At 32.6% G+C, this 25,840-nt stretch carries 18 protein-coding genes; 6 read left to right on the top strand and 12 right to left on the bottom strand.

Annotated features, from left to right (window positions below; translation table 11 throughout):
- Positions 1-74: 74 nt before the first annotated feature.
- From ACKTTC_RS15470 to ACKTTC_RS15445, 6 genes are all read right to left on the bottom strand, one after another.
- Positions 75-290: a hypothetical protein gene (locus ACKTTC_RS15470; RefSeq protein WP_408040752.1), complete on the bottom strand. Its 216-nt coding sequence runs from the start codon at positions 288-290 to the stop codon at positions 75-77.
- 119 nt (positions 291-409) lie between these two features.
- Positions 410-613 (bottom strand): hypothetical protein, encoded by a 204-nt coding sequence (locus ACKTTC_RS15465; RefSeq protein WP_408040751.1) that lies wholly within the window; start codon positions 611-613, stop codon positions 410-412.
- A gap of 577 nt (positions 614-1,190) precedes the next feature.
- Positions 1,191-5,285: a VPS10 domain-containing protein gene (locus ACKTTC_RS15460; protein ID WP_408040750.1), complete on the bottom strand. Its 4,095-nt coding sequence runs from the start codon at positions 5,283-5,285 to the stop codon at positions 1,191-1,193.
- 168 nt (positions 5,286-5,453) lie between these two features.
- On the bottom strand, positions 5,454-10,004 hold the full coding sequence (locus tag ACKTTC_RS15455) for a T9SS type A sorting domain-containing protein (RefSeq protein WP_408040749.1): 4,551 nt from the start codon (positions 10,002-10,004) through the stop codon (positions 5,454-5,456).
- 322 nt (positions 10,005-10,326) lie between these two features.
- A complete protein-coding gene (gene galE, locus ACKTTC_RS15450) occupies positions 10,327-11,343 on the bottom strand; it encodes a UDP-glucose 4-epimerase GalE (protein ID WP_408040748.1) in 1,017 nt (338 codons plus the stop codon).
- 189 nt (positions 11,344-11,532) lie between these two features.
- Positions 11,533-12,681, bottom strand: coding sequence for a DegT/DnrJ/EryC1/StrS family aminotransferase (locus tag ACKTTC_RS15445; RefSeq protein ID WP_408040747.1), 1,149 nt, complete (start codon positions 12,679-12,681; stop codon positions 11,533-11,535).
- A gap of 69 nt (positions 12,682-12,750) precedes the next feature.
- On the opposite strand from ACKTTC_RS15445, the gene ACKTTC_RS15440 reads away from it, so the two are divergent.
- Complete coding sequence (locus ACKTTC_RS15440; RefSeq protein WP_408040746.1) at positions 12,751-15,132, top strand: penicillin acylase family protein; 2,382 nt, start codon at positions 12,751-12,753, stop codon at positions 15,130-15,132.
- A 68-nt stretch (positions 15,133-15,200) separates the two neighbouring features.
- Here ACKTTC_RS15440 and ACKTTC_RS15435 read toward each other — a convergent pair whose 3' ends face one another.
- The 6 genes from ACKTTC_RS15435 to ACKTTC_RS15410 are packed head-to-tail and all read right to left on the bottom strand — an operon-like array spanning position 15,201 to position 20,490.
- Complete coding sequence (locus tag ACKTTC_RS15435; protein ID WP_408040745.1) at positions 15,201-15,932, bottom strand: nitroreductase family protein; 732 nt, start codon at positions 15,930-15,932, stop codon at positions 15,201-15,203.
- Positions 15,933-15,957: 25 nt separating this feature from the next.
- A complete protein-coding gene (locus ACKTTC_RS15430; RefSeq protein WP_408040744.1) occupies positions 15,958-17,352 on the bottom strand; it encodes an aldehyde dehydrogenase in 1,395 nt (464 codons plus the stop codon).
- Entirely contained in the window at positions 17,349-18,389 is a 1,041-nt protein-coding gene (locus tag ACKTTC_RS15425) for an alkane 1-monooxygenase (protein ID WP_408040743.1), read from the bottom strand. Before ACKTTC_RS15425 ends, ACKTTC_RS15430 begins: the two co-directional genes overlap by 4 nt.
- A 25-nt stretch (positions 18,390-18,414) precedes the next feature.
- Entirely contained in the window at positions 18,415-19,104 is a 690-nt protein-coding gene (locus tag ACKTTC_RS15420) for an RluA family pseudouridine synthase (protein WP_408040742.1), read from the bottom strand.
- Between the two features lie 6 nt (positions 19,105-19,110).
- Positions 19,111-19,722 (bottom strand): ribosome biogenesis GTP-binding protein YihA/YsxC, encoded by a 612-nt coding sequence (gene yihA, locus ACKTTC_RS15415; protein WP_408040741.1) that lies wholly within the window; start codon positions 19,720-19,722, stop codon positions 19,111-19,113.
- Between the two features lie 3 nt (positions 19,723-19,725).
- Positions 19,726-20,490 carry an alpha/beta fold hydrolase gene (locus ACKTTC_RS15410; RefSeq protein WP_408040740.1) on the bottom strand — a complete coding sequence of 255 codons (765 nt, stop codon included), beginning with the start codon at positions 20,488-20,490 and terminating at the stop codon, positions 19,726-19,728.
- Between the two features lie 198 nt (positions 20,491-20,688).
- Between ACKTTC_RS15410 and mraZ the strand changes: the two genes are divergently transcribed.
- The 5 genes from mraZ to ACKTTC_RS15385 are packed head-to-tail and all read left to right on the top strand — an operon-like array spanning position 20,689 to position 25,840.
- Positions 20,689-21,150 (top strand): division/cell wall cluster transcriptional repressor MraZ, encoded by a 462-nt coding sequence (gene mraZ, locus ACKTTC_RS15405; protein WP_408040739.1) that lies wholly within the window; start codon positions 20,689-20,691, stop codon positions 21,148-21,150.
- Positions 21,143-22,042, top strand: a complete 900-nt coding sequence (gene rsmH, locus ACKTTC_RS15400) for a 16S rRNA (cytosine(1402)-N(4))-methyltransferase RsmH (protein WP_408040738.1) — start codon at positions 21,143-21,145, stop codon at positions 22,040-22,042. Before mraZ ends, rsmH begins: the two co-directional genes overlap by 8 nt.
- A complete protein-coding gene (locus tag ACKTTC_RS15395; protein WP_408040737.1) occupies positions 22,043-22,369 on the top strand; it encodes an FtsL-like putative cell division protein in 327 nt (108 codons plus the stop codon).
- A 57-nt stretch (positions 22,370-22,426) separates the two neighbouring features.
- A complete protein-coding gene (locus tag ACKTTC_RS15390) occupies positions 22,427-24,388 on the top strand; it encodes a penicillin-binding protein (protein WP_408040736.1) in 1,962 nt (653 codons plus the stop codon).
- On the top strand, positions 24,389-25,840 hold the full coding sequence (locus tag ACKTTC_RS15385; protein WP_408040735.1) for a UDP-N-acetylmuramoyl-L-alanyl-D-glutamate--2,6-diaminopimelate ligase: 1,452 nt from the start codon (positions 24,389-24,391) through the stop codon (positions 25,838-25,840).

Below are 25,840 nucleotides of genomic sequence, written 5' to 3'. Positions count from 1 at the left end.
AGTTATGTAGTTTTGTATGTAAAAAAAGACTGCCAAGCGGCAGTCTTTTACTTTATTAAAAAAAAAATACTTCATTAACGACCTGTTCTTTCCATTACGAAAGCTACTCTAGTACCGTCACAATAAGTTCTCTCTATGTAAGCTTCAGTTTCCGATTGTAAATCATGTGTTTCAAATGAAAAAGTTGTCCCACTCTCACACATACCATGGTATACAGTACCTCCAGTAATGTTTTTTGTTTCGTTTTTAGATAAAGTTTTTCCTAACATTTTAATTTTTGAGAAATTCATATTTTTCTTTTTTAAGTTCTTTTGCTAATCTAATATTTTTTGAATGTTAGTTATTATCCAATGATGTTAAATTTTTAATAAAAGTAAAGTTTATTGTAAAATGATTACTGATAAAAACTCTATGAACCTACATGAACCATTAGTTCAACAGCAACTACTGGGTCTGATTTATCAACATGAAAAATAACATCTAAACCATTGTCTAATGTGATTTTTTCATAATCAATTTTGAGATCTATTTTTTCTTGTTTTTGAGTAGTGTTGGGAGTATTACAGCTAATAAGAATTGTTGCAGTACAACTCAAAAGTATTCTTTTTATCATGATTGATTACTATTTAAAGCAAGCAAATTACTGAAATATATAAAGTTACCATTGGTACAAACTGTTAAATAGTGGCTCAAAGTTGCTGTGAAGTTGTAATTACATAGTTGAAAGTAATTAGTATAAACATCTTTATAAGTAAAGTATAGTGGTTGTTAACCTAAAAATATACGTTGATTAATTGTAGATATAGGTATAATACTATGTTAGAGGGGTAGTTTATTGAAATTTTGTAGTTACTAATTCCAATTTCTAGGTTAAATAATGGTAGTGTATGGTATTGGTAATAGATTATTTAGGTATTGTAATGCTCTCTAGAGGTATTATAGCCTAACCAATAGGTTCTTTAATTATATGATGCTATATTTTATTAAGATGAAGTAGTAAATAACCTAATAAGATCAATGTGTTACGTATATTATTGAGTATAATAGCTGATAAGAGAAGTTATTTATGTATCTAGAAGGGTAAATAACTGACTTTGAAAGCTATTATATAACAAGTTGCTAAAAAGGCAAAATAAAAAGTCCCTAGTTTTTAAAAACTAGGGACTTTTTTAAGAATTAAATAAAAAATATTATTTAACTAAGATTTTTTTAGTGATACGATCTTCTCCTTTTTGAATTTCAAGAATATACATTCCAGTAGAAAGTTCTTCTACATTTAGTTTTACTAAGTTTATTCCGTTACGTGTTTCAAAGCGATCTGTTTTTACAAGTATTCCCATAGTATTGTATAGGTTTACAGAAATTTGCTCGTTATTGGTAAACAATTGTATATGCATTTCCGTAGTTACCGGATTTGGATAAATAGCAATTGTTTCACTAGTAAATTCAAGATTTTCAGCAGTCGTATTGTATTTGTTATCTGAGTTATTTGTAATCGTAATATTATCGATAGCAATATCTCCTTTAGAAGAATCTCCTGTTACTCCTACAAATCGAAGTCGTACAATTTTACCAGCATATTCACTTAAATCTAAGGTACCTGTTTTCCAAGAATTCCCTTGAGCGCCTACTTCTGTCCATACACGCTTCCATCGAGTATCATTGGTTGTTAGTGCAATATTTAATCGATTAATATTTCTACCATACATATGGTACTTAAATGTTACTACTGGATTTGTAGTATTGGTAAGATCTAAACAAGGAGTTAGTAGCTTGGCATTTTTACTAGGGTGGTTTGGTCGAGAAGCTTCGATAAACATATAGTAGTTTCCATGTTGAGCACTACTAGGACCTGTTTCGTTCGAAGGAGTTCTTCCAGATTTTCGTGTCCAATTAAAGTGATCGTTGGTTGCATCTGCCCAATTTCCTAATCCGTTTTCAAAACTCTGACTATATGGGAATTCACTAATAGTATTGATACAGTTAGGAGTTTCTATAGGAGGAGAGATTTTTTTATCTTCAATAACTATTTGATCAATAGCAATATCACTTTGATAATAGCGAGAAGTACCAACGAATCTTATTTGAATAGCTTCTTTAGCATATTGCTGTAAGTTAATAGTAGCTGTATGCCACATGTTTCCTTGGTCTTCTTTTTTAAACCAAATTTCATCCCAAAAGTATCCGTCTTTAGAAGCTTCTAGCTTTAAGTTTCCGACATGCCCTCCATACATATGGTAGTTAAAACGAAGTTCAGGGTTTTGTAATTCAGTGAAATTTAAACAAGGTGTTTGTAGGATTGCACTTTTATTCGGATTGTTATTCCCAGAAGCTTCGATATATACATAATAAGTTCCGTCTTTAGCTTCTGAAGGTCCTGTAGAGGAAGAAGGAGTTCCTCCTTGACGATGTGTCCAATCGAAATCGTCTCCATCTATATTGGTCCAGTTATTAAATCCAGTTTCAAAACTTTCTGTATATGGGAATATGTCTATTTCTGAGTCACAAGTCAATTTAGGTGTTAGCTTTCTTACGGTAAACATATCAACTGCGATGTCTCCTTTTTCGCCTTCTCCTGTAGTAGCTTTTAATCTAAATTTAATAGTGTCAAACTTATATGGAATTAAATCGATTGTTTCTTCAATCCAATCACTTCCTTGGTCTCCTGATTTTTCCCATAAAGTATGCCAGTCGTAATCGTTTATCGTATATTCTAATTGAAGTGTACCAATATCCGAACCACTCATATGATACATAAATCGAACTTCTGAATATTCGTTCTTTGTTAAATCATAACATGGAGAAGTAATTGTAGCTATTTTTCCATTTGTGTTTCCTGATGCTTCTGCATAGATATAAAAATTATTATCAGGAGCATTAGAGGGACCTGTTTGGGAAGTTTCGGTACCCCCTTGGTGTCTACGCCAATTGAAATCATCGTTAGCACTGTGTTTCCAATTATTAAAATTTGTGCTAAAATTAGAATTATTAGGAAAACTATCAACGATATTCGTACAGTTAGAAGCATTGTTACCATTGGTTTGTGTATCGTATAATGAAGATTCCCATACGCCTCTTCCGTAGGTAGCCATCCTTATTTTAGAATCACTTGATTTTGTACCATAATACAATTCTATTTCAGAAATAGAAACATTAGGTAGGTTATTAGAAAAAGTTACCCAACCATTAGTCGTTTTATTTTTAAAATATACGGCACCTCTTAAAGAAGCATAGATTCCTTTATTAGCAGATTTATCAAATACTAAAGAAGTAACAGATATGCCGCTAGGTAATCCGTTGTCTATTCTACTCCAGCTATTACCTCCATTATTGCTAATGTATACATGACGAGATGAGGTTGCAATTGCTACATTATTTTCATTAAATGGGTCTACAGCAATATCGTTAATATATCCAGAGAATCCCGTTAAGCTAGTCCACTTAGGATTATTTGATGTTATGTTGGTTCCTTTGAATAAACGATCGTCTTTAGCTACATAAATTACTCGATTATTTGAAGGACAAAGTTCAATATGATCTAATAAACCTCCAAAATCTATTTTAGAAGAAATATTAATCCATTTACTCCCTGGTCTTGCACCATTATCATTTCTGTATAGATTTTTATAACCTGCATAAACTCTATCTCCATTTGAAAAATCTACGCCTAATGGAGTTACCCAGTTACCATTAGCGTCTTCTGGAGTACGCGCGATTGGTGTTTCTGTTCTTCCTCCATTAATGGTTTTAGTTAGGTACCCGTTTTGAATACTACTATATACAATGTTTGCATTTTTAGGATGCACTACGCAATCCATTCCATCACCACCATGCCATCGTTTCCAAACGTGGGCAGTTCCCGACATAATAGCACTACCATTATCTTGAGCACCCGCTACAATTCTATTTTTATTAGTAGGCGCATTACTTATTTTATAAAATTGCTGAATCCCCATACCAGCCGTAAGTTCAGCAAAAGTTCCACCTTTATTTTTACTTCTGTAAATACCGCCATCAGATCCAACGTATATGTTACCATTGATATATTGGATTACTTCGATATCGGCATGCACATAATTTCTACCATTGAAATTTGCCCAATCACATTCTTTAACAAATTTTCTACCTCCGTTGGTAGATTTAAACATATTGAGCCCTCCTATATGTACTTCGTTAGCATTGGTATTACTTACAGCGATAGCCATGTCTCTCCAAGCTTGTTGTCCTATTAAATCATCGTACCAGCTAGTAGAACCTGTTGCAGCTCTATCAATTCTAACGACAAAGTTTTCACCGCTATTTGTAGAACGATATAATTGCCCGAAATGATTACCTCCTTTTTGAAGAATGTAAACATAGTTTGGACTTGCTGGACTCACAGCAATTTTCATTCGATCTGAAGCTCGAATACCTGTTGTCTTTTTAGTAAATGAAGTTCCTCCATCGATTGATTTAAAGAAATTATCTCCACAAGCATATACTGTATTTGTATTGCCAGGTTTAAATAGTACATCTTCAATACCTTCATTGATAACCTTGGTCCAATTTAACCCACCATCAATAGAATGGAAGAGTCCACTATGTCTGGAAGAAATATAGATGTCGTCTACGTTTTCAGGGTTAATTAAGATTGTATTAATAGCTCTTGAGATAGAGTGAAGGGTTTGAAATGAATTTCCACCATCTGTACTTTTCATAAGTGCTCCTGAACCATTACCAATATAGATTGTTTTTTTATCGATAGGATGAATGGCAATAGCACCAATATGCATGTTGTCAAATTGATCACCTAAGGGAGTCCATGAATTTCCAGCATTGATTGATTTCCATAAACCACCACCAGGAGATCCAGCATATATTAATTGCTGCTTTTTAGGTTCTACAGCAATTGCTATAATTCTTCCAATACCAGTATGATTTCCATTGGCTGCATGAGAAATAGTTAAAGGACCTAACTCTTTCCAATTACTAGGAGATGTTTGTCTTGAGTTGTTTCTCAAAGACATAATCTTTTGAGAGGCTTTGGTCATGTCTCTTTGACTCATGACTGTTCCGTCAGGCTGTAAGTTTTTTAAGGCTTGGTACTCCCAACGCTTGAAGGTCTTGTATCCAGAATGAGATTGTCCTACTTTTTTAAAATACTTCTCTGCTTCGAGTTGTACTTCTTTTAGCGAGACACCTTCTGTGTTCATAAGTTCAAAGACACGTTGGGCTTTTACCGTTGTAGTAGTTAACAACGATAAGCCAAGTAAGCATAGCTTACCTGCTAAGGTTACTTTTTTCATTATTTATTATTTATTTGGGATTATATGTTTGTTTAACTAGCAGCACAAGTTTACTGTAGTTAAAAAAGAAAATTATAAGTGATTAATTCTTATATGATATTATGTATAGTTAGAAAAAGCCCTAGCTAATAAAAACTAGGACTTTAAAAGGAATCAAATAAAAAGTTATTATTTAACTAAAACTTTTTTAGTGATGCGAGTTTCTCTTTTTTGAATTTTAAGAATATACATTCCAGAAGAAAGTTCTTCAACATTTAGTTTTACTAAGTTTATTCCTTTATGTGTTTCAAAACGATCTGTTTTTATAAGTATTCCCATAGTATTGTATAGGCTTACAGAAGTTTGCTCCCCATTGGTGAATAACTGTACATGCATAATATCATTTATAGGGTTCGGATAAACAGCAATGCGTTCTTCATTAATATTTGTAACATCCGATGCGATAGCTCTATTTTCAGCAGTATTTGTAATACGAATATCGTCAATAGCGATGTCTCCTTTAGAAGCGTCACCAGTTACTCCTACAAATCGAAGACGTACAATTTTACCAACATAAGGACTAAGGTCTAAAGTACCTGTTTTCCAGGAATCTCCTTGCTCACCCACTTGTGTCCATACACGTTTCCATCGAGTATCATTGGTTGTAATAGCAATATTTAATCGATTAATATTTCTACCATACATATGATATTTAAAGGAAAGTGTAGGATTGGTAGCATTTGTCAAATCTAAACATGGCATTAATAGTTTTGCATTTTTAGATGGGTAGTTAGGACGAGAAGCTTCAATAAACATATAGTAATTACCATGATCTGCTGCGCTAGGTCCTGTTACGTTTGAAGGAGTACGTCCTGTTGTACGCGTCCAATTAAAATGATCGTTAGTTGCATCTGCCCAATTTTCGAGTCCATTTTCAAAACTTTGGTTGTATGGAAACCCACTAATAGTATTGGTACAGTTAGGAGTTTCTGAAGATGGAGGAGCGATTGTAGTTCCTTTTAGTTCAACTAGATCAATTGCCATATCTCCATTTTGTAATCCACCAGTTCCTACTGTTGCAATAAATCGAAGTTTAATTGTTTTTCCAGCATATTCGTTTAGCTGAACAAGAGCGTCTTCCCAATTTGCATCCATTTTTCCTTTGGCTAACCATATTTGTTTCCAAAGTTCGTTGTCAGTTGTCACTTCGATAGCAATTCTACTGAGAGTAGTATTAGGACGATTGACAGGACGGTTTATTCGGATAAAGTGTTTAAAAGATAAAATAGGATTGCTAAGAGTTGATAAATCAAAACAAGGAGTTTCTAAAATAGAAACATGTCCTTTCCTGCTTGAAGATATTCTAGCTCTTGCATAAAAGTTTCCATCTACAACGCGATCTGGTTTACGAGAATTTCGGTACTCACTTGGATTGGTGAACGTCCACTCCTGATTGTCTTTATCATAGTTATGCCAGTTTCCAATCCCATTTTCAAAACTATGCTTATAAGGGAAAGTCGTTACAACATCGAAACAAGTTGGCGCTACCGTAGAAACTTTCTTAATTGAAATATTATCAAGAAGTATGGTATTGGCAGAAGTTACTTCTGAACCTTTTGCTATGAATCGAAGTTTAATGATTTTTCCAGCATAAGCTTTTAAGTTTACTGTAGCCTTTCTCCACGCATAATCTTTATTGTCTGAACGTGCCCATATACGGTTCCAAGTATTTCCATCAGGAGAAATTTCTACAGCTAAATTAGCTCCTTTATTATTAGGAACTTCTAAAAAGTAATTGAAGGATAATTCAGAATTACTTAATTGTGTTAAGTCGATACAAGGAGATTCTAAAGTTGTTTCTCCTCTGGCTTTGGTGGTGAGATAATGTTTTCCTACAAGATTCTGTGTTGTATTATTTTCAATTTCCCATGGGAAAAACTGACTTGTACTAGATCGTTTAAAGTTGTTTAAAGTACCAGATTCGAAGTTTTCAAGAAAAGGAAAACTATTGATTAAATGCTCACATTCAATTGTTTTTTCATTAATGGTAAATGCATCTACAGCAATATTACCTTCTTGTGTATTAGTAAACAAAGCGTTCAATCTAAACTTTACGGTATTGGTAGTATGTGTATGTTCACTTATGTCAATACGAACATTTTCCCATTGTGAAGTTTTTGAATTGGTTGTCCAAATGGTTTTCCAATCTACATTGTTAGTTGTAATTTGTAAAGCCAAAGTACCTGCTTGTGTTCCTTTTACAAAATATGAAAAGTTTACAGTTGGATTTGCTGATGATGTTAAGTTGTAACAAGGAGAGGTTAATATTGCATTTTTAGGTTGAGTACTTTTAGTTGCAACTGCTTGAATATAAAAGTTCTGATGAGATGCTTTTAGCGTGTTATTACCTCTAATGCGTGTCCAATCTTGCGTATCGTTAGTGTTTTGTTCCCATCCTCCAAAATTAGTTTCGAAACTCATTTGATGTGGGTAATTGTTTACGATAGTATTACAAGTTAATGTTGCCCCATTAGTTGTGGTATCGTATAGATTCGATTCCCAAACACCTCTACCAAATGTTCCAATACGAATACGACTTTGTGAAGAACCTTTTCCATAGAAAATATCCATATCGTCAATTCTAACATTTGGTAAATTGGTATTAAATAATACCCAGTCATTAGTCGTTTTATTTTTGAAATATACAGCTCCAGTAACAGCTACGTACATTCCTTTGTTAGCAGATTTGTCAAAAACAATAGCTTTTACAGGCATTTTAGGTAAGCCTTCACTAATGTTTGTCCAAGTTATACCACCATCTGTACTTACATGTACTCTACTATTTGATGTTCCAACTGCAATATGGTTTTCATCAAAAGGGTTTACGGCTATACTATTAATATATCCATAAAACTTTTTTAAAGGCTTCCATTTGGTATTTTCTGTAGTAATATTATCACCTCTTACAATTGTAAATCCATCTGCTACATACATAATATTATTGTTTGCAGGACTTATCGTCATATGTCTAAGATTACGACCAAAAGTAGTATTGCTAGAAATATTTACCCATTTAGCAGAGCCTTTGTCTGCTGTTTTTCTACGAAAAACATTATCATTACACATGTATAAATGATCTCCTTTTAAAGGATCAATAATTAATGGTGTAAAGAAGCTAGTTCGAATAGGTCTAGACCCAACTTTTTCTCCTGGATTTGCTAGGTTATGTTCGCTTAACCCTCCATTTTGACTAGTAGTGTAAACTAAATTATTGTTTATAGGATGGATTGCACAATCAATACCATCTGCTCCTCCAATACGTCTCCATTTATAGGAATTATCTTGTAATAAAGAACTTCCGTTATCTTGTGTTCCACCAACAATTAAATGTTTATTTTTACTAGCACTGGCAATGTGATAAAATTGTTGTATTCCGATACCTGTAGTCAAATCTGTATAGGTTTTACCATGATCGGTACTTTTGTAAATTCCTCCATCTGAGCCTACATATAAGATACCATTTACATATTCTAATACTTCTATATCTGCGTGTACATAGTTATTTGCAGAAGGATTTCTCTCTGTATTCGATTGTGAAAAACTTTGTGCTCCATCTGTAGATTTATGAATAACCAATCCACCAACAAGTAATTGATTGGCATTTGTATTACTTACAGTAATAGCCATATCTCTATAAGCCTGGCTACCTAACAAGTTTCTCTTGTTAAAAGCAATAGAAAAGCTAGTACCGCTGTTAGTAGAACGATAAATTTGTCCAAGTGAGCTATCGTTTTTTTGTACTAAATATACGTAGTCAGGATTGGTAGAGCTTACAGCCATTTTCATACGTTCTGATGCAACAATTCCTTGTGTTATCTTAGTAAAAGACTTTCCTGTGTTTATAGATTTATAAAAATCATTACCACAAGCATAAAGAACAGAAGTACTCCCAGGTTTATACATTACATCTTCTATAGGAGCATTAATAATTTGTGTCCAATGCTGTCCTCCATCTATAGAATGATATAAACCATTTCGTCTTACAGCAATAAAAAGTTCGTTTGAATTGTTTGGATTTACCAAAATATCAGTAATACTACTTGGTAAAGTAGCTAAATCGGAAAAGTTAGCCCCTTTATCGGTACTCTTTAAAAAGTGTCCGCCAGCTCCAGTATATACAGTATTGGTATTGTTGGGGTCTATGGCTATTGCCCATACTTGCATGCTAGGAAATTTGTCTCCTAAAGGAGTCCATGAGTTTCCTGCATTTTCTGATTTCCATAAGCCTCCTCCTGGGGCACCTGCATATATTAATTGTTGACGTGTAGGTTCAACAGCAATGGAAACAATTCTTCCGATTCCTCCTTGTACATTTTTACGATCTGCTTCCTCAGTCATCAAAGGACCTAATTCTCTCCAGTTGCTAGGAGAGGTTTGTGTAGATCGCCTTGAGGACGTTCTATTTTGATAGGCTTTTTGATAATCGCGATCGTTAAAAATGGTTCCGTCTGGTTGTAAATTTTGTAGAGCATTGTACTCCCAGCGCTTAAACTGTTTGTAGCCGCTTCCTTTACCAGTACCAACTTCTTTAAAGTACTTTTCGGCTTCGAGTTGTACTTCTTTAAGTGTTACATTGTCTTTGTGCATAAGTTCAAAGACGCGTTGGGCTTTTACCGTTGTAGTAGTTAACAACGACAAGCCAAGTAAGCATAGCTTACCTGCTAAGGTTACTTTTTGCATTATTGATTATTTATTTGGGATTATATGTTTGTTTAACTAGCAGCTGAAAAAACAGGAGCGTAGCTAAAAAGAAAAGTATATATTATTCTTTCAAATGTTTCATGAGTAAACATTTCTTGTGAAGAAAAGAGTTTCTTTTATTCAACAAAATATACGCGTATTTTGATAGATTATTGGAAGTAATCATTTTTTAGGGGGATTAATTTTAGGGAGGGCAAATGTAGCTAAAAAAAATAAGCAAGCAAGTAATAAAGATATTTTTGCGGATATATTAAAATATGAGTTGTAAGCGTATTTATTTTTGAAGTGAATGTAGTTTTCTTTAAGAAGTTTGTTGCTTTTTTTGCCATAACCAAGCTGATTGTAATGCTTCTTCTAGTGTTTTTTCTGTCTTCCAGTTCAGTTCTTTATTTGCAATGGTTGTGTCTGCGTAAGCGGCAGTAATATCTCCTTCACGACGATCAACAATCTTATAGTTTAATTTTTGATTAGTTGCACTTTCAAAAGTTTTTACAATTTCAAGTACAGAACTACCTTTTCCAGTTCCAACATTAAAATACTCGAAATTATTTAGATTCTTTTTATCAATTAAACGTTGTAATGCTGCAATATGTGCATTTGCTAAATCTACTACATGTATGTAATCTCTAATAGCTGTTCCGTCTGGAGTATCGTAGTCATCTCCAAAAATAGAAAGTTGCTCTCTTATACCAGCAGCGGTTTGAGTGATATACGGAATTAAGTTTTGTGGTACACCTAAAGGTAATTCGCCAATTTTTACGCTTTCATGTGCTCCTATTGGATTAAAATAGCGAAGCGCAATAGCATTCAAACCATTAGCTTTACAAGTACCTCTTATAATTTCTTCACCTATTTGTTTGGTGTTACCATATGGAGATGTAGCAGGTTTAGTAGGAGCATTTTCAGTTATAGGTAATTCATCTGCTTGTCCATACACCGTACAAGAAGAGCTGAAAATAAAATGATCAATATTTCGATTTCTCATTTCTTGAAGTAAATAAACTAAGCTACCAATATTGTTTTCATAGTATTCTAAAGGCTTTTGAACACTTTCTCCAACAGCTTTAAATGCTGCAAAATGAATAATTCCATCTATATGATGGTTATCAAAAAATGCTTGTACATCTTTCTTAATACGTAAATCTATTTGATGAAAATCCGGTCTTTTACCTGTAATTTCAGTAATGTTATCTAATACTTCAATTTTCGAATTAGAAAGATCATCAATAATTACAACATTAAACCCTGTGTTTTGTAATTCTACTACAGTATGCGATCCAATAAACCCAAGACCACCAGTGACTAAAATTCTTTTCATAATCTGATTATTTGTAATTATTCGAATAATTAAAGGTTTAAAAAAAATAAAAAAAAGGTGCAGATGTGTTATCTATACCTTTTTTAATTGTAATATTTTTAAAAACAGCGCAGTACTTGATGTAATTTTTACAATTCTATTTACATAAATCATGTGCATGTTTTATTTTTTATACCATTACATATCTTCTTAACTCAAAAAGTTATTGATAGTATTTGTTATAAATTCTAATTGTTCTTCTTCCAACTCTGTGTGCATTGGAAGTGAAATAACGGTATTGATTAATGTATTAGTTACTTTGAAATCCTCTTCATTATAACGCTCATCAGCATAAGCTTTTTGTTTGTGTAACGGCACTGGATAATAAATTGCATTAGCAATACCATTATCTAATAAATGTTTATGTAATTCATCACGTTTTCCATTGGTTATTTGTAAAGTATATTGATGAAATACATGACCGTCATAATCTTCTAAATCCTTTATGTCACAGTCTACTTTTGGAGTAATGATATATTTATTTGTAGCAAAAGCTTCATTATAATATTTTGCTGCTTTTCTTCTCGCTTTACAGTACTTATCTAAGTGAGGTAATTTTGCCTTTAAAATAGCCGCTTGAATACTATCTAAACGTGAGTTTACACCAACTACATCATGATAATAGCGTTTATACATTCCATGATTTACAATTCCTCTAATGATATGTGCTAAATCATCATCATTTGTAAAAATTGCACCACCATCACCATAACAACCTAAATTTTTAGAAGGAAAGAAAGAAGTAGTTCCTACATGACCTATAGTACCAGCTTTCTTTTTAGAGCCATCCTTAAATGTGTAATTTGCACCAATTGCTTGTGCATTATCCTCAATTATAAATAGATTATGTTCATTAGCGACTTCTAAAATAGCTTCCATATTAGCTACTTGCCCAAATAAATGTACAGGAACAATAGCTTTGGTTTTTGGAGTGATTGCTTTTTTTAGTGCTTCAATATCAATATTGAAAGAATCTGGTTCAACATCTACTAATACAGGAGTTAAATTTAAGAGTCCAATAACTTCTACTGTTGCAGCAAAAGTAAAGTCAACTGTAATTACTTCATCTCCAGGTTTCAATCCTAATCCCATCATTGCTATTTGCAATGCATCTGTACCATTAGCACATGGAATTACATGTTTTACATCTAAATAACGCTCTAAATCTGCTTGGAATTCTTTTACATAAGGACCGTTAATATATGCTGAAGATTCTAATACTTCTTGAATAGAAGCATCTACAGTTTCTTTTATTTTTTGGTACTGACTTTGTAAGTCTACCATCTGTATTTTTTTCATCTAGCCTACTGTTTGTTTACTCAAAAGTACAAATTTAAAACCTTTATATTTGATAAAACATATTTAGGAATGAAACTACTAAAAAAACTGCTCTTTTTTTTATTAAGTCTTACACTCTTATTAGCAATTTCATATTGGATTATTAGTAAATCTTTAGCGCCAGATTATAGTGGAGAAATTAAAATTTCTGGATTACAAGATAAAGTAACTGTTTTTTACGATGAGAATGGAGTACCGCATATTAATGCAGAAAATCAAGAAGATGCTTTTAAAGTTTTTGGTTACGTACATGCTCAAGATCGATTATGGCAAATGGAATTGATAAGACGTATAGCAGCTGGTAGATTGTCTGAAATTTTTGGAAAGGATTTAGTGAGAGTAGACAAGCTTTTTTCAGGTTTAGGAATTGAAGAGGCTGCGGGCAAAAGTATAGCAGAAATAGATACCAACACAAAAGCATATAAGCTTACAAGTGCTTATTTAGATGGGATCAATCAATTTATAACTGAAGGACAAACACCATTAGAGTTTTATTTAGTCGGTGTTAAAAAAGAAAAATACACGATTAAAGATATTTACAATGTTTTTGGTTATATGGCATTTAGTTTTGCAGCGGCGCATAAAACAGATCCTATTCTTACTGAAGTAAAAGAGAAATATGGTAATGCACATTTACAAGAAATCATCTCATCTTTTTCTGAGAACTTAACCATTAATAAAACACAAAAGAACCCTGAAATAGGAGCAAAGATTTCTGAAGCTCTAAATATAATTTATGAAAAACTACCAGTATCTCCTTTTATAGGAAGTAATTCTTGGGTATTGGCTCCTGAAAAAACTAAAAACGGAAAAGTAATTTTAGCAAACGATCCTCATATAGGTTTTTCACAACCATCAGTTTGGTATCAATCACATATAAAAACACCAAACTATGAAATGTATGGGTTCAATTTGGCATTAACGCCTTTTCCTTTGTTGGGACATAATAGAGAATATGCTTATGGGTTGACGATGTTAGCTAATGACGATATTGATTTTTATGTAGAAGAGAATAATCCTGAAAATCCATCAGAATATAAAACAGAAAATGGATATTTAAAATATAAGTTAATCGATAAAACGATTAAAGTCAAAGATGGTAAAGACACAACTTACCAAATAAAAGTAAGTCGTCATGGACCTATAATGAATGATTTAATAGAACAGATAGATGATCAACGTCCAATAGCAATGCAATGGATATATACTAAACTTCCAAATCAACTTTTGTTAGACGTTTCTTATGATTTATCACATGCGTATTCTTTAGAAAGTTTTAAACAAGGAGCAGCAAAAGTTCATGCGCCAGGTTTAAATATTATGTATGGAGATGCCAAAGGAAATGTAGCTTGGTTTTCATCTGCAAAGTTATATGAAGTAAGAGATAGTTTATTTAGACAAACCTATTTAGATGGGGCTTCTGGAAAGGATGAAATACTAAGCTTTGTAGATTTTGAAGAAAATCCGCAAGCTATCAATCCAGATTGGAACTATGTGTACTCTGCAAATCATCAGATAGATAGCATTAGAGGAAAGTTGTATCCAGGTTATTATCAACCCCAAGATAGAGCAAGAAGAATTGTAGAGGTATTAGAAAGTCAAGAAAAGTTTTCTAAAGAAGACGTAAAGAAAATGATTTTTGATGTTACATCATCTACAGCTCCAACTATTATCAAAGATATGCTTACAGGTATAGATGTGAGTGATTTATCTCCTTCTGAAAAGAAAGTATATGATACTGTACTTGCGTGGGATGGAACGTATGCTAAAAACAGTGCTGCAGCTACTATTTATAATCGTTTGTTGTTTGAGTTTTATAAAGAAACATATAAAGATGAAATGGGAGATGGTTTTAATATATTTCTAAATACTCAAACAGCTAAAAAAGCATTAGCAGAACAAGTTAAGCGTCAAAAATCTGTTTGGTGGGATAATGTAAATACAGAAGAAGTAGAGACTAGAAAAGATATTGTAAGTAAAGTATTTAAAAATTCAGTTGCGTTTTTACAAAATCAACTTGGAGAAAATAGTGATGATTGGACGTGGGATCGTGTAACTTCTGTAGAACATGAACATGCAATAGGAAAAGCAGGTGGTGTATTACGAAAGTTCTTTAATGTAGGTCCTTTTAAAACTGTTGGAGGAAATGAAGTATTAAACAATCAAATTTTTAATTTAGATAGTACAGGGTATTATAAAGTACGCTCTGGGCCTTCCACTAGAAGAGTAATTGATTTTTCAGATATTGAAAATAGTGTAGCTGTTATTCCAACAGGACAATCAGGTAATGTATTTAGTCCTTATTATAAAGATCAAGCGGCCAAATATATAAATGGAGAATTTGTGAAAATGAAATTGAATAAAAACGAAATTGAAGAGTCTGAAAATAAATTAGTGTTTTTACCAAAGTAAAAAATAATCTAATCAATAATAAAGAAAAGGGAAGTGTAAAAGCTTCCCTTTTTTATGTAAAATAGAATTTAGACTTCATTATAAACTTCTTCGAAAGGAACTCTAAATCGTTCGCCGTATACACCTTCTGGTTTACGAATACCACAAGAAATTATCATATTTATTTCAGCTCCTATTGGTAAACCTAAAACTTTTTTTACTCTCCAAGTATCAGAACCTTCCATAGGACAAGTATCATAGCCTTCAGCAGCCATACTTAACATAAAGTTTTGAGCAGCTAATGCAGCACTTTTATGAGCAACTACACGTATATCTTTACTACGTACTTCACGATATATAGGTTTAAATATCCCTGAAACTAATACAGTAAGGTATTTAAAGATACCAAGAATACCTAGAAAGTCATTGTAAACAAAGGGAATTAATTTTTTATAATAATTCTTTGCAAATTTTTCACGACTACTTTGTTCCGATTTTGGTTTAGGAGGAAAGATGGTGTTTAAATATTGCAAATTAGCTTTTGCTCTTTGTTTCCATAAGTCTTTACGAACGACAACAACAACTAATTGCTGTGCTGTTTTTGCAGCATTTTGATTGAAACACAAAGGCGCAATTTTAGATACAGTTTGTTTCGAAGTAATATGATAAAACTCCCATAATTGCATATTACTACTATTGGGAGCTAATACAGCTTGCGCTATACATTTTTTTACTATTGAAGTTTCAATAGGTTTTTCAGAATCATATACTCTAACAGATCTTCTATAGGCAATTGCTTCTGAAACTGTTTTTTTACTCATCGAATTTAACTTTTTAGAAATAGGATTATCCTAATTTCATTAATGTTTTTAATTGTTTTAGTTTTCCTTTATAAGGAGCATATCGAGTAGGAACATCTAACCAGTTTCCTCTTGTAACAACACCTTTTTTATGAGAGAAAGTTTCGAAAGTTTGTCTACCATGATAGCCTCCAATTCCACTTTCACCAACACCTCCAAAAGGTAAGTTGTGATTTGCAAAATGAACAGTAGTATCATTAATAGTTCCGCCTCCAAAAGAATATCTTTTGATTAGTTTTCGGGCAAAAGACTTTTTATTGCTAAATACATAAAAAGCTAAAGGTTTATCATATTTACTTATAATAGTATCTAAATCTTCTGCTGTTTCATAAGAGATTAAAGGTAATATAGGACCAAAAATTTCTCCTTTCATAACTTCGCTATCTAAACTAGGTTCATCAATTAAGGTAGGGGCAATGTAGTTTTCATCTTTATTCGTTTCTCCACCAATTAATAAAGTTTCATTTTGAAGCATGTTCTGTAAGCGTTCAAAATTTCTAGAGTTTACGATACGAGGATAATCATTAGATTCTTGAGGATTTTCACCATATGCTTTGCGTATTTCTTCTCTAAAATGTGAAACAAATAGCTCTTTTACTTTTTTGTGAACTAGTAAATAATCAGGAGCAATACATGTTTGTCCGCCGTTTAAAAACTTCCCCCAAACAATTCTTCTGGCTGCTAATTTTATTGCTGCTGTATCATCTACAATACACGGACTTTTACCTCCAAGTTCTAGAGTAACTGGGGTAATGAACTCGGCTGCTGCTTTAGCAACAATTCTACCTACAGGAACACTTCCTGTAAAGAAAATATAATCCCAACGCTGTGCTAGTAAAGCTTGAGATACTGGAACGCCTCCCTCTATAACAGAAACAAAGTTTTTATCGAAAATAGACTCAACAATTTTCTTGATAATCTTACTGGTGTTAGAAGTTAATTCTGACGGTTTTAGTACTACAGTATTACCAGCTGCTATAGCACCAATCAAAGGAACTAATGCTAATTGATATGGATAATTCCAAGGAGCAATTATTAATACAGTTCCGTAAGGATCTTTGTGGATTTTAGCAGTCGATGGAAAATTAAGTAAAGAAGGTCTTACGCTTTTAGGAGCAGACCAAGAGCGTAGCTTCTTAATCATCATTTTTAGTTCAGACAATACAATAGAAGTTTCTGTCATTACTCCTTCGTATTCAGATTTTCTAAAATCTTTATGTAGTGCGTCTAAAATATCTTGTTCTCTTGCAACGAGTTCTTTAAGTAATTTTTGTAGTTGTTTTTTTCTGAAAGAAATGTTTTTTGTTTGTTGGGTTGCAAAAAAGCTTTTTTGAGCTAAAATAAGTTCAGGGATTGCTTCAATAGTTGCACTTTCTGTCATGTTGATTGAATTTCTTGAAGTTTTTTATTCATAAGTTTAAACCACAATGGAGGTATCAGAGATAATAACATCATACCTGGATACCCTGTTGGCATTTGTGGACTTTCTGGAAGGGACTTTAAAATTTGATAATGTTTGCTTCCATTATAATGATGGTCTGAATGACGAGATAAATTGAACAAAACCAACTTACCTACAATATGATTCGAATTCCACGAATGTGTATGTTTTACACGTTCATATCTTCCAAATTTATTCTTTTGTCGTAACAAACCGTAGTGTTCTATATAATTTACCGTTTCTAAAAGTAAGATTCCCATAATGGCAGCTGATAGAAAATAAAAAAGAACAGTTAAACCAAAAAAGAAATAAATACTTACTAATAGAAAAATATGAAGAATAGTGTAAACAACCATTCTGTTTTGTACGTGAAACCAACTTCTTTCAGAAGTCTGTAATCGTTTATTTTCCAATTTCCATGCATCTATATAACTCATGAACTGTGAGCGAACCCAAAAAATATATAAAGGTTCATTTTTTCTTGCTGTAGCAGCATCTTCTGTAGTAGCAACTTTAAAATGATGACCGCCATTATGATATGGTAAAAAATGTGTTTCTAAAGATGTCAATAATAAAATCTCTCCTAGTAATTGTTCAAAACGACTTTGTCTATGCCCTAATTCGTGTCCTACGTTTATTCCTATGACGCCACACATAATTCCCATAGCAGAAATTCTTCCAATAAGATCTAATGTAGAGGTTTCAGGAGCTTGTATTACAAATAAAAACCAAATAAAAAAAGCAACTTGAGTAGGTAGCGTGAGGTATAGAATATAGCTATATAATTTATTATTCTTTTCTATTTCCTCTTGTTCTTTATCAAAATTATTGGCATCCATAGCTATGAATAAATCAGATATAGGAACGATACCAAATACATATATTAAAGGTAAAAAAGTAATCCAACCACTAAAGGTAAACGAAATTGCTACAGTTATAGGAATGGTAAAAACTAATAGGTATTTTAATGCTTTCATAAAAATCGAAAACTAAATATACGAATTAATTACAGGCATCCCAAATTGGATCATTTAAAGGTGTTGGAGCTATAAGTTCAATAGGTAATTTGCTTACAGGGTGGGTGAAGTTTATTTTTCTAGCATGAAGGTGAATACTACCATTTTTATTGCTTCTAGGGAAACCATATTTTAAATCCCCTTTGATAGGAAATCCAATATTAGAGAGTTGACACCTAATCTGGTGGTGTCTTCCTGTTTCTAAATCAATTTCTAATAAAGAGTAGTTTTTTAATTCTTTTAAAACAACATAATGTAAAATAGCTTTTTTACTTCCGTTAATTTCTTTAGAATAAGCACTAGATTTATTATTCTTTGGATTTTTCTTTAAGTAATTAACGAGTGTTTGTTTTTTTTGAGATGGATGATTTTTTACAACTGCCCAATAGGTTTTCTTTATTTCCTTTTCACGAAGCATCTTATTTAACCGTTCTAATGCTTTAGAGGTTTTGGCAAAAATTACAATACCAGAAGTAGGTCTGTCTAAGCGATGAACAGTTCCTAAATATACATTGCCAGGCTTGTTGTATTTTTCTTTAATATAGTCTTTTACAATCTCGTTAAGAGGTTGGTCGCCAGTTTTATCACCTTGAACTATATCACCAGCTCTTTTATTTATAACAATAAGATGATTGTCTTCGTGAAGTATTTGAAGATTGTGTTTGGTAGAATGCATATAGATTTATTTAAAATCGTCTGCTACATCTTTATTAACTCCATCAATAAAATTAAGCACTTCGTCTCTTCCTAATTTTGAACTAGAAGAAGTTAAAAAGTTAACAGGCAATGTTTCCCAGTGCTGTAGTAACTTTCTTTTGTATGAAGTAATTTGTTTGTTTAATTTAGAACTCGGTAATTTATCTGCTTTGGTAAAAATGATAGCAAAAGGAATTTGATTTTCACCTAAAAAACGCATGAACTCTAAATCTATTTTCTGAGGATCGTGTCTACTATCTACCAAAACAAAAGCACAAACTAATTGTTCTCTTTCTTTAAAGTAATTTTCAATAAAGTATTGAAAGATGGTACGTTTCTTTTTAGAAACTTTAGCATATCCATAACCAGGTAAATCTACCAAGTACCATGCATCATTTACTATAAAATGATTTATGAGTTGAGTTTTTCCTGGAGTTCCAGAAGTTTTAGCTAACTTCTTTCGCTCCATTAACATATTAATTAATGAAGACTTACCAACATTTGAACGGCCAATGAATGCATATTCTGGAATTCGTTTTTTAGGAGCATTAATAACATTGCTGTTGCTCATAACGAACTCGGCGCTTTTAATCTTCATCGTTTAAATATTTCGTTTTTTAAACCAAGTTTCAAGAATGTCATTGAACTCTTGTGGATGTTCCATCATAGCAGCATGACCACATTTGTCTATCCAATATAGATCACTATCTGGAAGTAATTTGTGAAAATCTTCCGCAACTTCTGGCGGTGTTACAGTGTCATTTTTTCCCCAAATAATACAACTAGGCTGTTTCATATTGGGTAAATCCTTAGCCATATTGTGTCTAACAGCACTTTTTGCAATAGCTAATGTTCTAACTAAAGTATTACGGTCGTTAATTACTTCATAAACTTGATCAACTAACTCATCAGTAGCAATATTTTTGTCGTAAAAAACAGCTTGCGCTTTTGTACGTACAAATTCTTTATCACCACGTCTTGGATAGTTATTTCCCATAGAATTTTCATACAAACCAGAACTCCCTGTTAAAACTAAAGCGGCAACATCTTGCGGATAATGCTTAATATAATATAAAGCAATATGACCTCCTAGTGAGTTTCCAAGTAAAACAACATCTTTTAATTGTTTAAACTCAATAAAGTCATGTAAAAACTTCGCAAGATTTTTAACATTAGTCTTTATTATAGGTAATGTATAAATAGGTAGTTCAGGAATTAAAACCTTATAACCTTTTTCTGAAAAATGACTAAAAGTAGCATCAAAATTACTTAAGGCCCCCATTAATCCATGAAGAACAATAATTGCTCTTCCTTCACCGGCCTCTGCATATGTAAACTTATCTTCTTTCTTTAAAAAATCTGTCATTAGCTATATTTTGGCTAAATGCAAAAGTAATTCTTTTTTTGATACCTATCAATTTCTTTTAAGGACTCCATATGGTAATAATTTAACTGCTTGACAGTCAGTTTTTACTCTTTGTCTATGAAATTTATTAACAATGTGGTAAAAAGTGGTAAAAAGTGGTAAATATTTTATATTTTTGAACTATACTATATAGTTACTTTGGTTAATCTTATTGGAACATATGAATGCAAAGCCGATGCGAAAGGTAGGCTTATGGTTGCTTCTGGCTTAAAGAAGCAGCTTAATCCTGTTTTGGAAGAAGGCTTTGTGATTAAAAGGTCTGTTTTTCAGCCTTGTTTAGAGTTGTATCCAATGCAAGAGTGGAACCAAATGATGGCAAAGATCAACAAATTGAACCGATTTGTTAAGAAGAATAACGATTTTATCAGAAGATTTACTGCAGGTGTGAAGATGGTGGAAATGGATGCGGCTGGTAGAATTTTGATACCTAAAGATTTATGTGTTTTTGCTGGGATTTCAAAACAAGTTGTGTTGTCAAGTGCAGTGAATATCATAGAAATTTGGGATAAAGATAAGTATGAAGCGGTTATAGAAGATACGGCTTCAGACTTTGCTGATTTGGCTGAAGAAGTAATGGGAAATTTTGAGATAGATGAGTGATTACCATAAATCGGTATTGTTAAAAGAAAGTGTAGATGCCTTAGCTATTAAGGGAGATGGTGTGTATGTAGATGTGACATTTGGAGGAGGAGGGCATTCAAAAGAAATTCTTGCTAGACTTGGAGATAAAGGAAGGTTGTTTGCTTTTGATCAGGATGCAGATGCGCAGCAAAATAAAATAGATGATGAACGCTTTGTGTTGATTGGAGAGAATTTTAGATATATAAAAAGGTTTCTAAGGTTTTATGGTGTAAAAAAGGTGGATGGAATTCTTGCTGATTTGGGAGTGTCGTCACATCAGTTTGATGAAGCAGCTAGAGGTTTTTCGACTAGGTTTGATGGGGAGTTGGATATGCGAATGAATCAAGAGTCGGGATTGTCAGCGAAAACAGTTGTGAATGAATATGAAGAAAAGCAATTAGCAGATGTGTTGTATTGGTATGGAGAATTGCGAAATGCAAGAGTAATGGCGAAGCAAATTGTTGAAGCTAGACAAAATCAAGAAATCAATACGAGTTTTGAGTTGAAACAAGTGTTGAGTAGATTTTTACCAAAGTCAAAAGAACATAAAATCTTGGCGCAAATTTATCAGGCAATACGAATTGAAGTGAATCAAGAATTGGAAGTGTTGAAAGAATTTTTGATGCAGACGCCAGAGTTGTTAAATGAAGAGGGGAGATTGAGTGTGATTTCATATCATTCTTTAGAAGATAGATTGGTGAAAAGATTTATAAGAACAGGGATGTTTGAAGGTGAACCAGAGAAAGATTTTTATGGTAATACAAGTGAGCCATTGAAAAAAGTAGGGAAATTAATTGTTCCAACAAAAGAGGAAGTTGTTGAGAATAATAGAGCAAGAAGTGCAAAGCTAAGGATAGCAACATTAAAATAGATGAAGGAAAATTCAGGGGGAATATATGATTTGTTAAGAGGGAGTTTCCTAACGGATGAATCAGCAATTAAAAATTGGAAAGTGATTTTTTTTGTGGTGGTGTTGTTGTTAATAATGATATGGAGTGCACATTCAGCAGATGAGAAGGTGGTTAAGATAGCTGAGTTGAATAAACAGAAAAGAGAATTAAGAGCAGAGTATGTAGATACGAGCACAATTTTAATGCGGATGAAGTTGGAAAGTGCTATACGGAAAAAAGTAAGTAGTACAGGATTGTCTCCAGCTAAAGATCCGCCACAGAAAATAAAAGTAATCATTAATAAATAATAACTGTCAGCCATAAAAAAGAGTATACTAAATAAGTTATATGTAATAGCAGCATTTATGTTGCTTTTTCTGGTTGTTATTGGAGGTAAGGTTTTTGAGCTTCAATATGTAAAAGGAGATAAGTATAAAAAACTAGCAGTTGAAACTACGGTTAAAAACGATACTATTTTCGCAAACAAAGGAAATGTATATGCAGCCGATGGAAATTTACTTGCTACATCTATTTCAAATTATACTATAAGAATGGATGTAATTGCGGTAGATGATGATGTTTTTGAGAGAAATTTAAAAGGATTGACTGAAGAACTTGCTAAAATGTTAGGGAAGACGCCTAGCTATTATGTGAAAAAGCTTAGAAATGCTAAAGAGGCTAGAAATAGATATTTGTTAATTGCTAGAAACCTTGGGTATAACGATTATATGAAAATGAAGAGTTTCCCCATTTTTAATTTAGGAGTGTATCGAGGAGGTTTTATTGCAGAGCAAAAAACAGTGAGAGAACATCCAATAGGTAAAATTGCAGAAAGAACAATTGGTTACAACGATCATAGAGGTGGTGCAGGTATTGAAGGAGCTTTTTCTGAATATATGAAGGGGAAAAATGGTTGGAGATTAAAGCAGAAAATTGCAAAAGGGCAATGGAAACCTATTAATGATGTAAATGAGCAAGAGCCAGAAGATGGAAAAGATGTAATTACAACTATAGATGTAAATATTCAAGACATAACACATCATGCTTTATTGAAACAGATGGAGCGTTATGATGCAGATCATGGCTGTGCGGTAGTTATGGAAACCGCTACAGGAGAGATTAAAGCTATTTCTAATCTTGGTCGTACTTCTAGTGGAAGATATTATGAGAAAAGAAACTATGCTGTATGGGAGAGTCATGAACCAGGGTCAACATTTAAGTTAGCAAGTTTAATGGCTGGTTTGGAAGATGAAGTGATAGATACAGCGACAATAGTAGATACTGAAAAAGGAAAAATTTTCATCAATAATAGAAAAGTAGAAGATAGTCATAAAGAAGGGTATGGGAAAATCTCTTTAGCTAGAGTTTTTGAGGTGTCTTCAAATGTGGGAATTGTAAAAGCAATTCAAAAACATTACGATAAAAATCCAAAGAAATTCTTGAAGAGAATCAAACAGTTTGGTTTAGATAAACAAACAGGAGTTAAGATAGTAGGAGAAGGAAAACCTTTTATACCGTCACCAGATAGTGAACGTTGGAGCCCAATAACATTAGAATGGATGGCGTGGGGATATGGAGTTTCGTTGACACCATTACAAACATTGATGTTTTATAACGCTGTAGCAAATAATGGAGAATTGGTAAAACCTCGATTTGTAAAAGAGTTGAAAATTGGAGGTAAAACAGTTAAGAAATTTAAGAAAGAAGTTCTTAAAAAGAGAATAGCATCAAAAAATACAATTGATAAAGTTGTGAAAGTGATGGAAAATGCTGTAAAAAAAGGAACAGCAAAAGAAATATATTCTCCGAATTTTTCAATGGCAGGGAAAACAGGAACAGCTAAAAAATGGATTCCAAGAAGAAAAAATAAAGAAGGAAAATACGAAGGAGGTTATTACTCTAATCAAAAATATGTAGCTTCTTTTGCAGGCTTCTTTCCAGTTAAAAACCCTAAGTATTCTTGTATTGTGGTAATACACGAGCCAGATGCTATTAAAGGTTATTATGGAGCTAAAGTAGCTGCGCCAGTATTTAAAGAAATAGCGCATAAAATTTATACTTCAAAACCGTCAAGTGTACAAATGGTTACGGATTCTGTAGTTAGTAAATCTATAGATAAAGATTACAAAAATTATTACAGTGTATTAAGTAAGTATAAAACGATTATGCCAAAGGTGTTGGGAATGAGTGGTATGGATGCGATTTCGTTATTGGAGAATATGGGGTTGAAAGTTAAGTTTTCTGGTATGGGAAAAGTAACTGAGCAATCGATACCTAGAGGGGAAAAAGTAAAAAAGGGAGCAACAGTATATTTAAAATTATCATAGTTGAAGGTTTTAAAAGACATATTGTATAAAGTAACAGTAAATTCTGTTTTCGGGGATACAACTGTAGAAGTGAATTCAATTCATTTTGATAGTAGAAAAGTAGCAAAGAACGATGTCTTTGTAGCGTTGAAAGGAGTAACTGTAGATGGACATGATTATATAGCTAAAGCTATAGATTTAGGAGCTAATGTTGTAGTGTGTGAAAAAGTACCTGAGAAGAAAGTGACTGGAATAACATATGTAGAAGTAGCTAATTCTAGCAAAGCTTTGGCAATTATGGCTGCTAATTATTATGATAATCCATCTAAGAAATTGCAGTTGATTGGTGTAACAGGTACAAATGGAAAAACTACAATTACAACGTTATTATATGAGTTGTTTAGAAAACTCGGATATAAAGTTGGATTGTTGTCTACCGTGAAAGTAATGGTAGATGTAAAGGAATACCCTGCAACACATACAACACCAGATTCATTAGCGATCAATGAATATATATCTAAGATGGTTGCTGAAGGAGTTGAATATTGTTTTATGGAAGTGAGTTCGCATGGAATTCATCAAAATAGAACAGCTGGATTAGAGTTTGCAGGAGGAGTATTTACAAATTTATCGCATGATCATTTAGATTATCACGAAACGTTTGCTGAGTATAGAGATGTGAAAAAACGTTTTTTTGATGAGTTGCCAAAAGAAGCATTTGCATTAACAAATATCGACGATAAGAACGGAACGATAATGCTTCAGAATACAAAGGCTAAGAAATATAACTATGCCTTAAAAACATTAGCAGATTATAAAGCGAAAATTTTAGAAAAAAGTTTTTCGGGTTCATTGCTAACAATTAATGGAATTGAAGTTTGGAGTAAGTTAATCGGAGACTTTAATGTGTATAATTTGCTGGCAATTTATGGAGTCGCGGAATTGTTAGGGTTAGATAAATTAGAAACACTTACAACTATAAGTAACCTTGAAAGTGTAAGTGGTCGTTTTGAATATATTGTTTCAAAAGAAAATGTAACAGCAATTATAGATTATGCACATACACCAGATGCATTGAAAAATGTGTTGGAAACAATTAACAATATTCGAACAGGAAATGAAAGTGTAATTACTGTAGTAGGATGCGGTGGAGATAGAGATGTAGCAAAACGTCCAAAAATGGCACACATTGCATCTCAATTAAGTAATCAAACAATTTTCACATCAGATAATCCAAGAACAGAAAATCCGCAAACTATTATTGAGGAAATGGAAGCTGGGGTTTCTGCTGAGAATTTTAAAAAGACATTGTCAATTTTAGATAGAAGACAAGCAATAAAAACCGCACATAGGTTAGCACAATCTGGAGATATAATTCTTATTGCAGGAAAAGGGCATGAGCATTATCAAGAGATTAATGGAGAAAGACATCATTTCGATGATTTAGAAGAAATAAAATTATGTTTTAATTAA

Source organism: Tenacibaculum amylolyticum (genome assembly GCF_964511145.1).
GTDB lineage: Bacteria > Bacteroidota > Bacteroidia > Flavobacteriales > Flavobacteriaceae > Polaribacter > Polaribacter amylolyticum.
The sequence above is the reverse complement of the archived record's forward strand: the minus strand, read 5'-3'. Positions and strand labels throughout refer to the sequence as shown.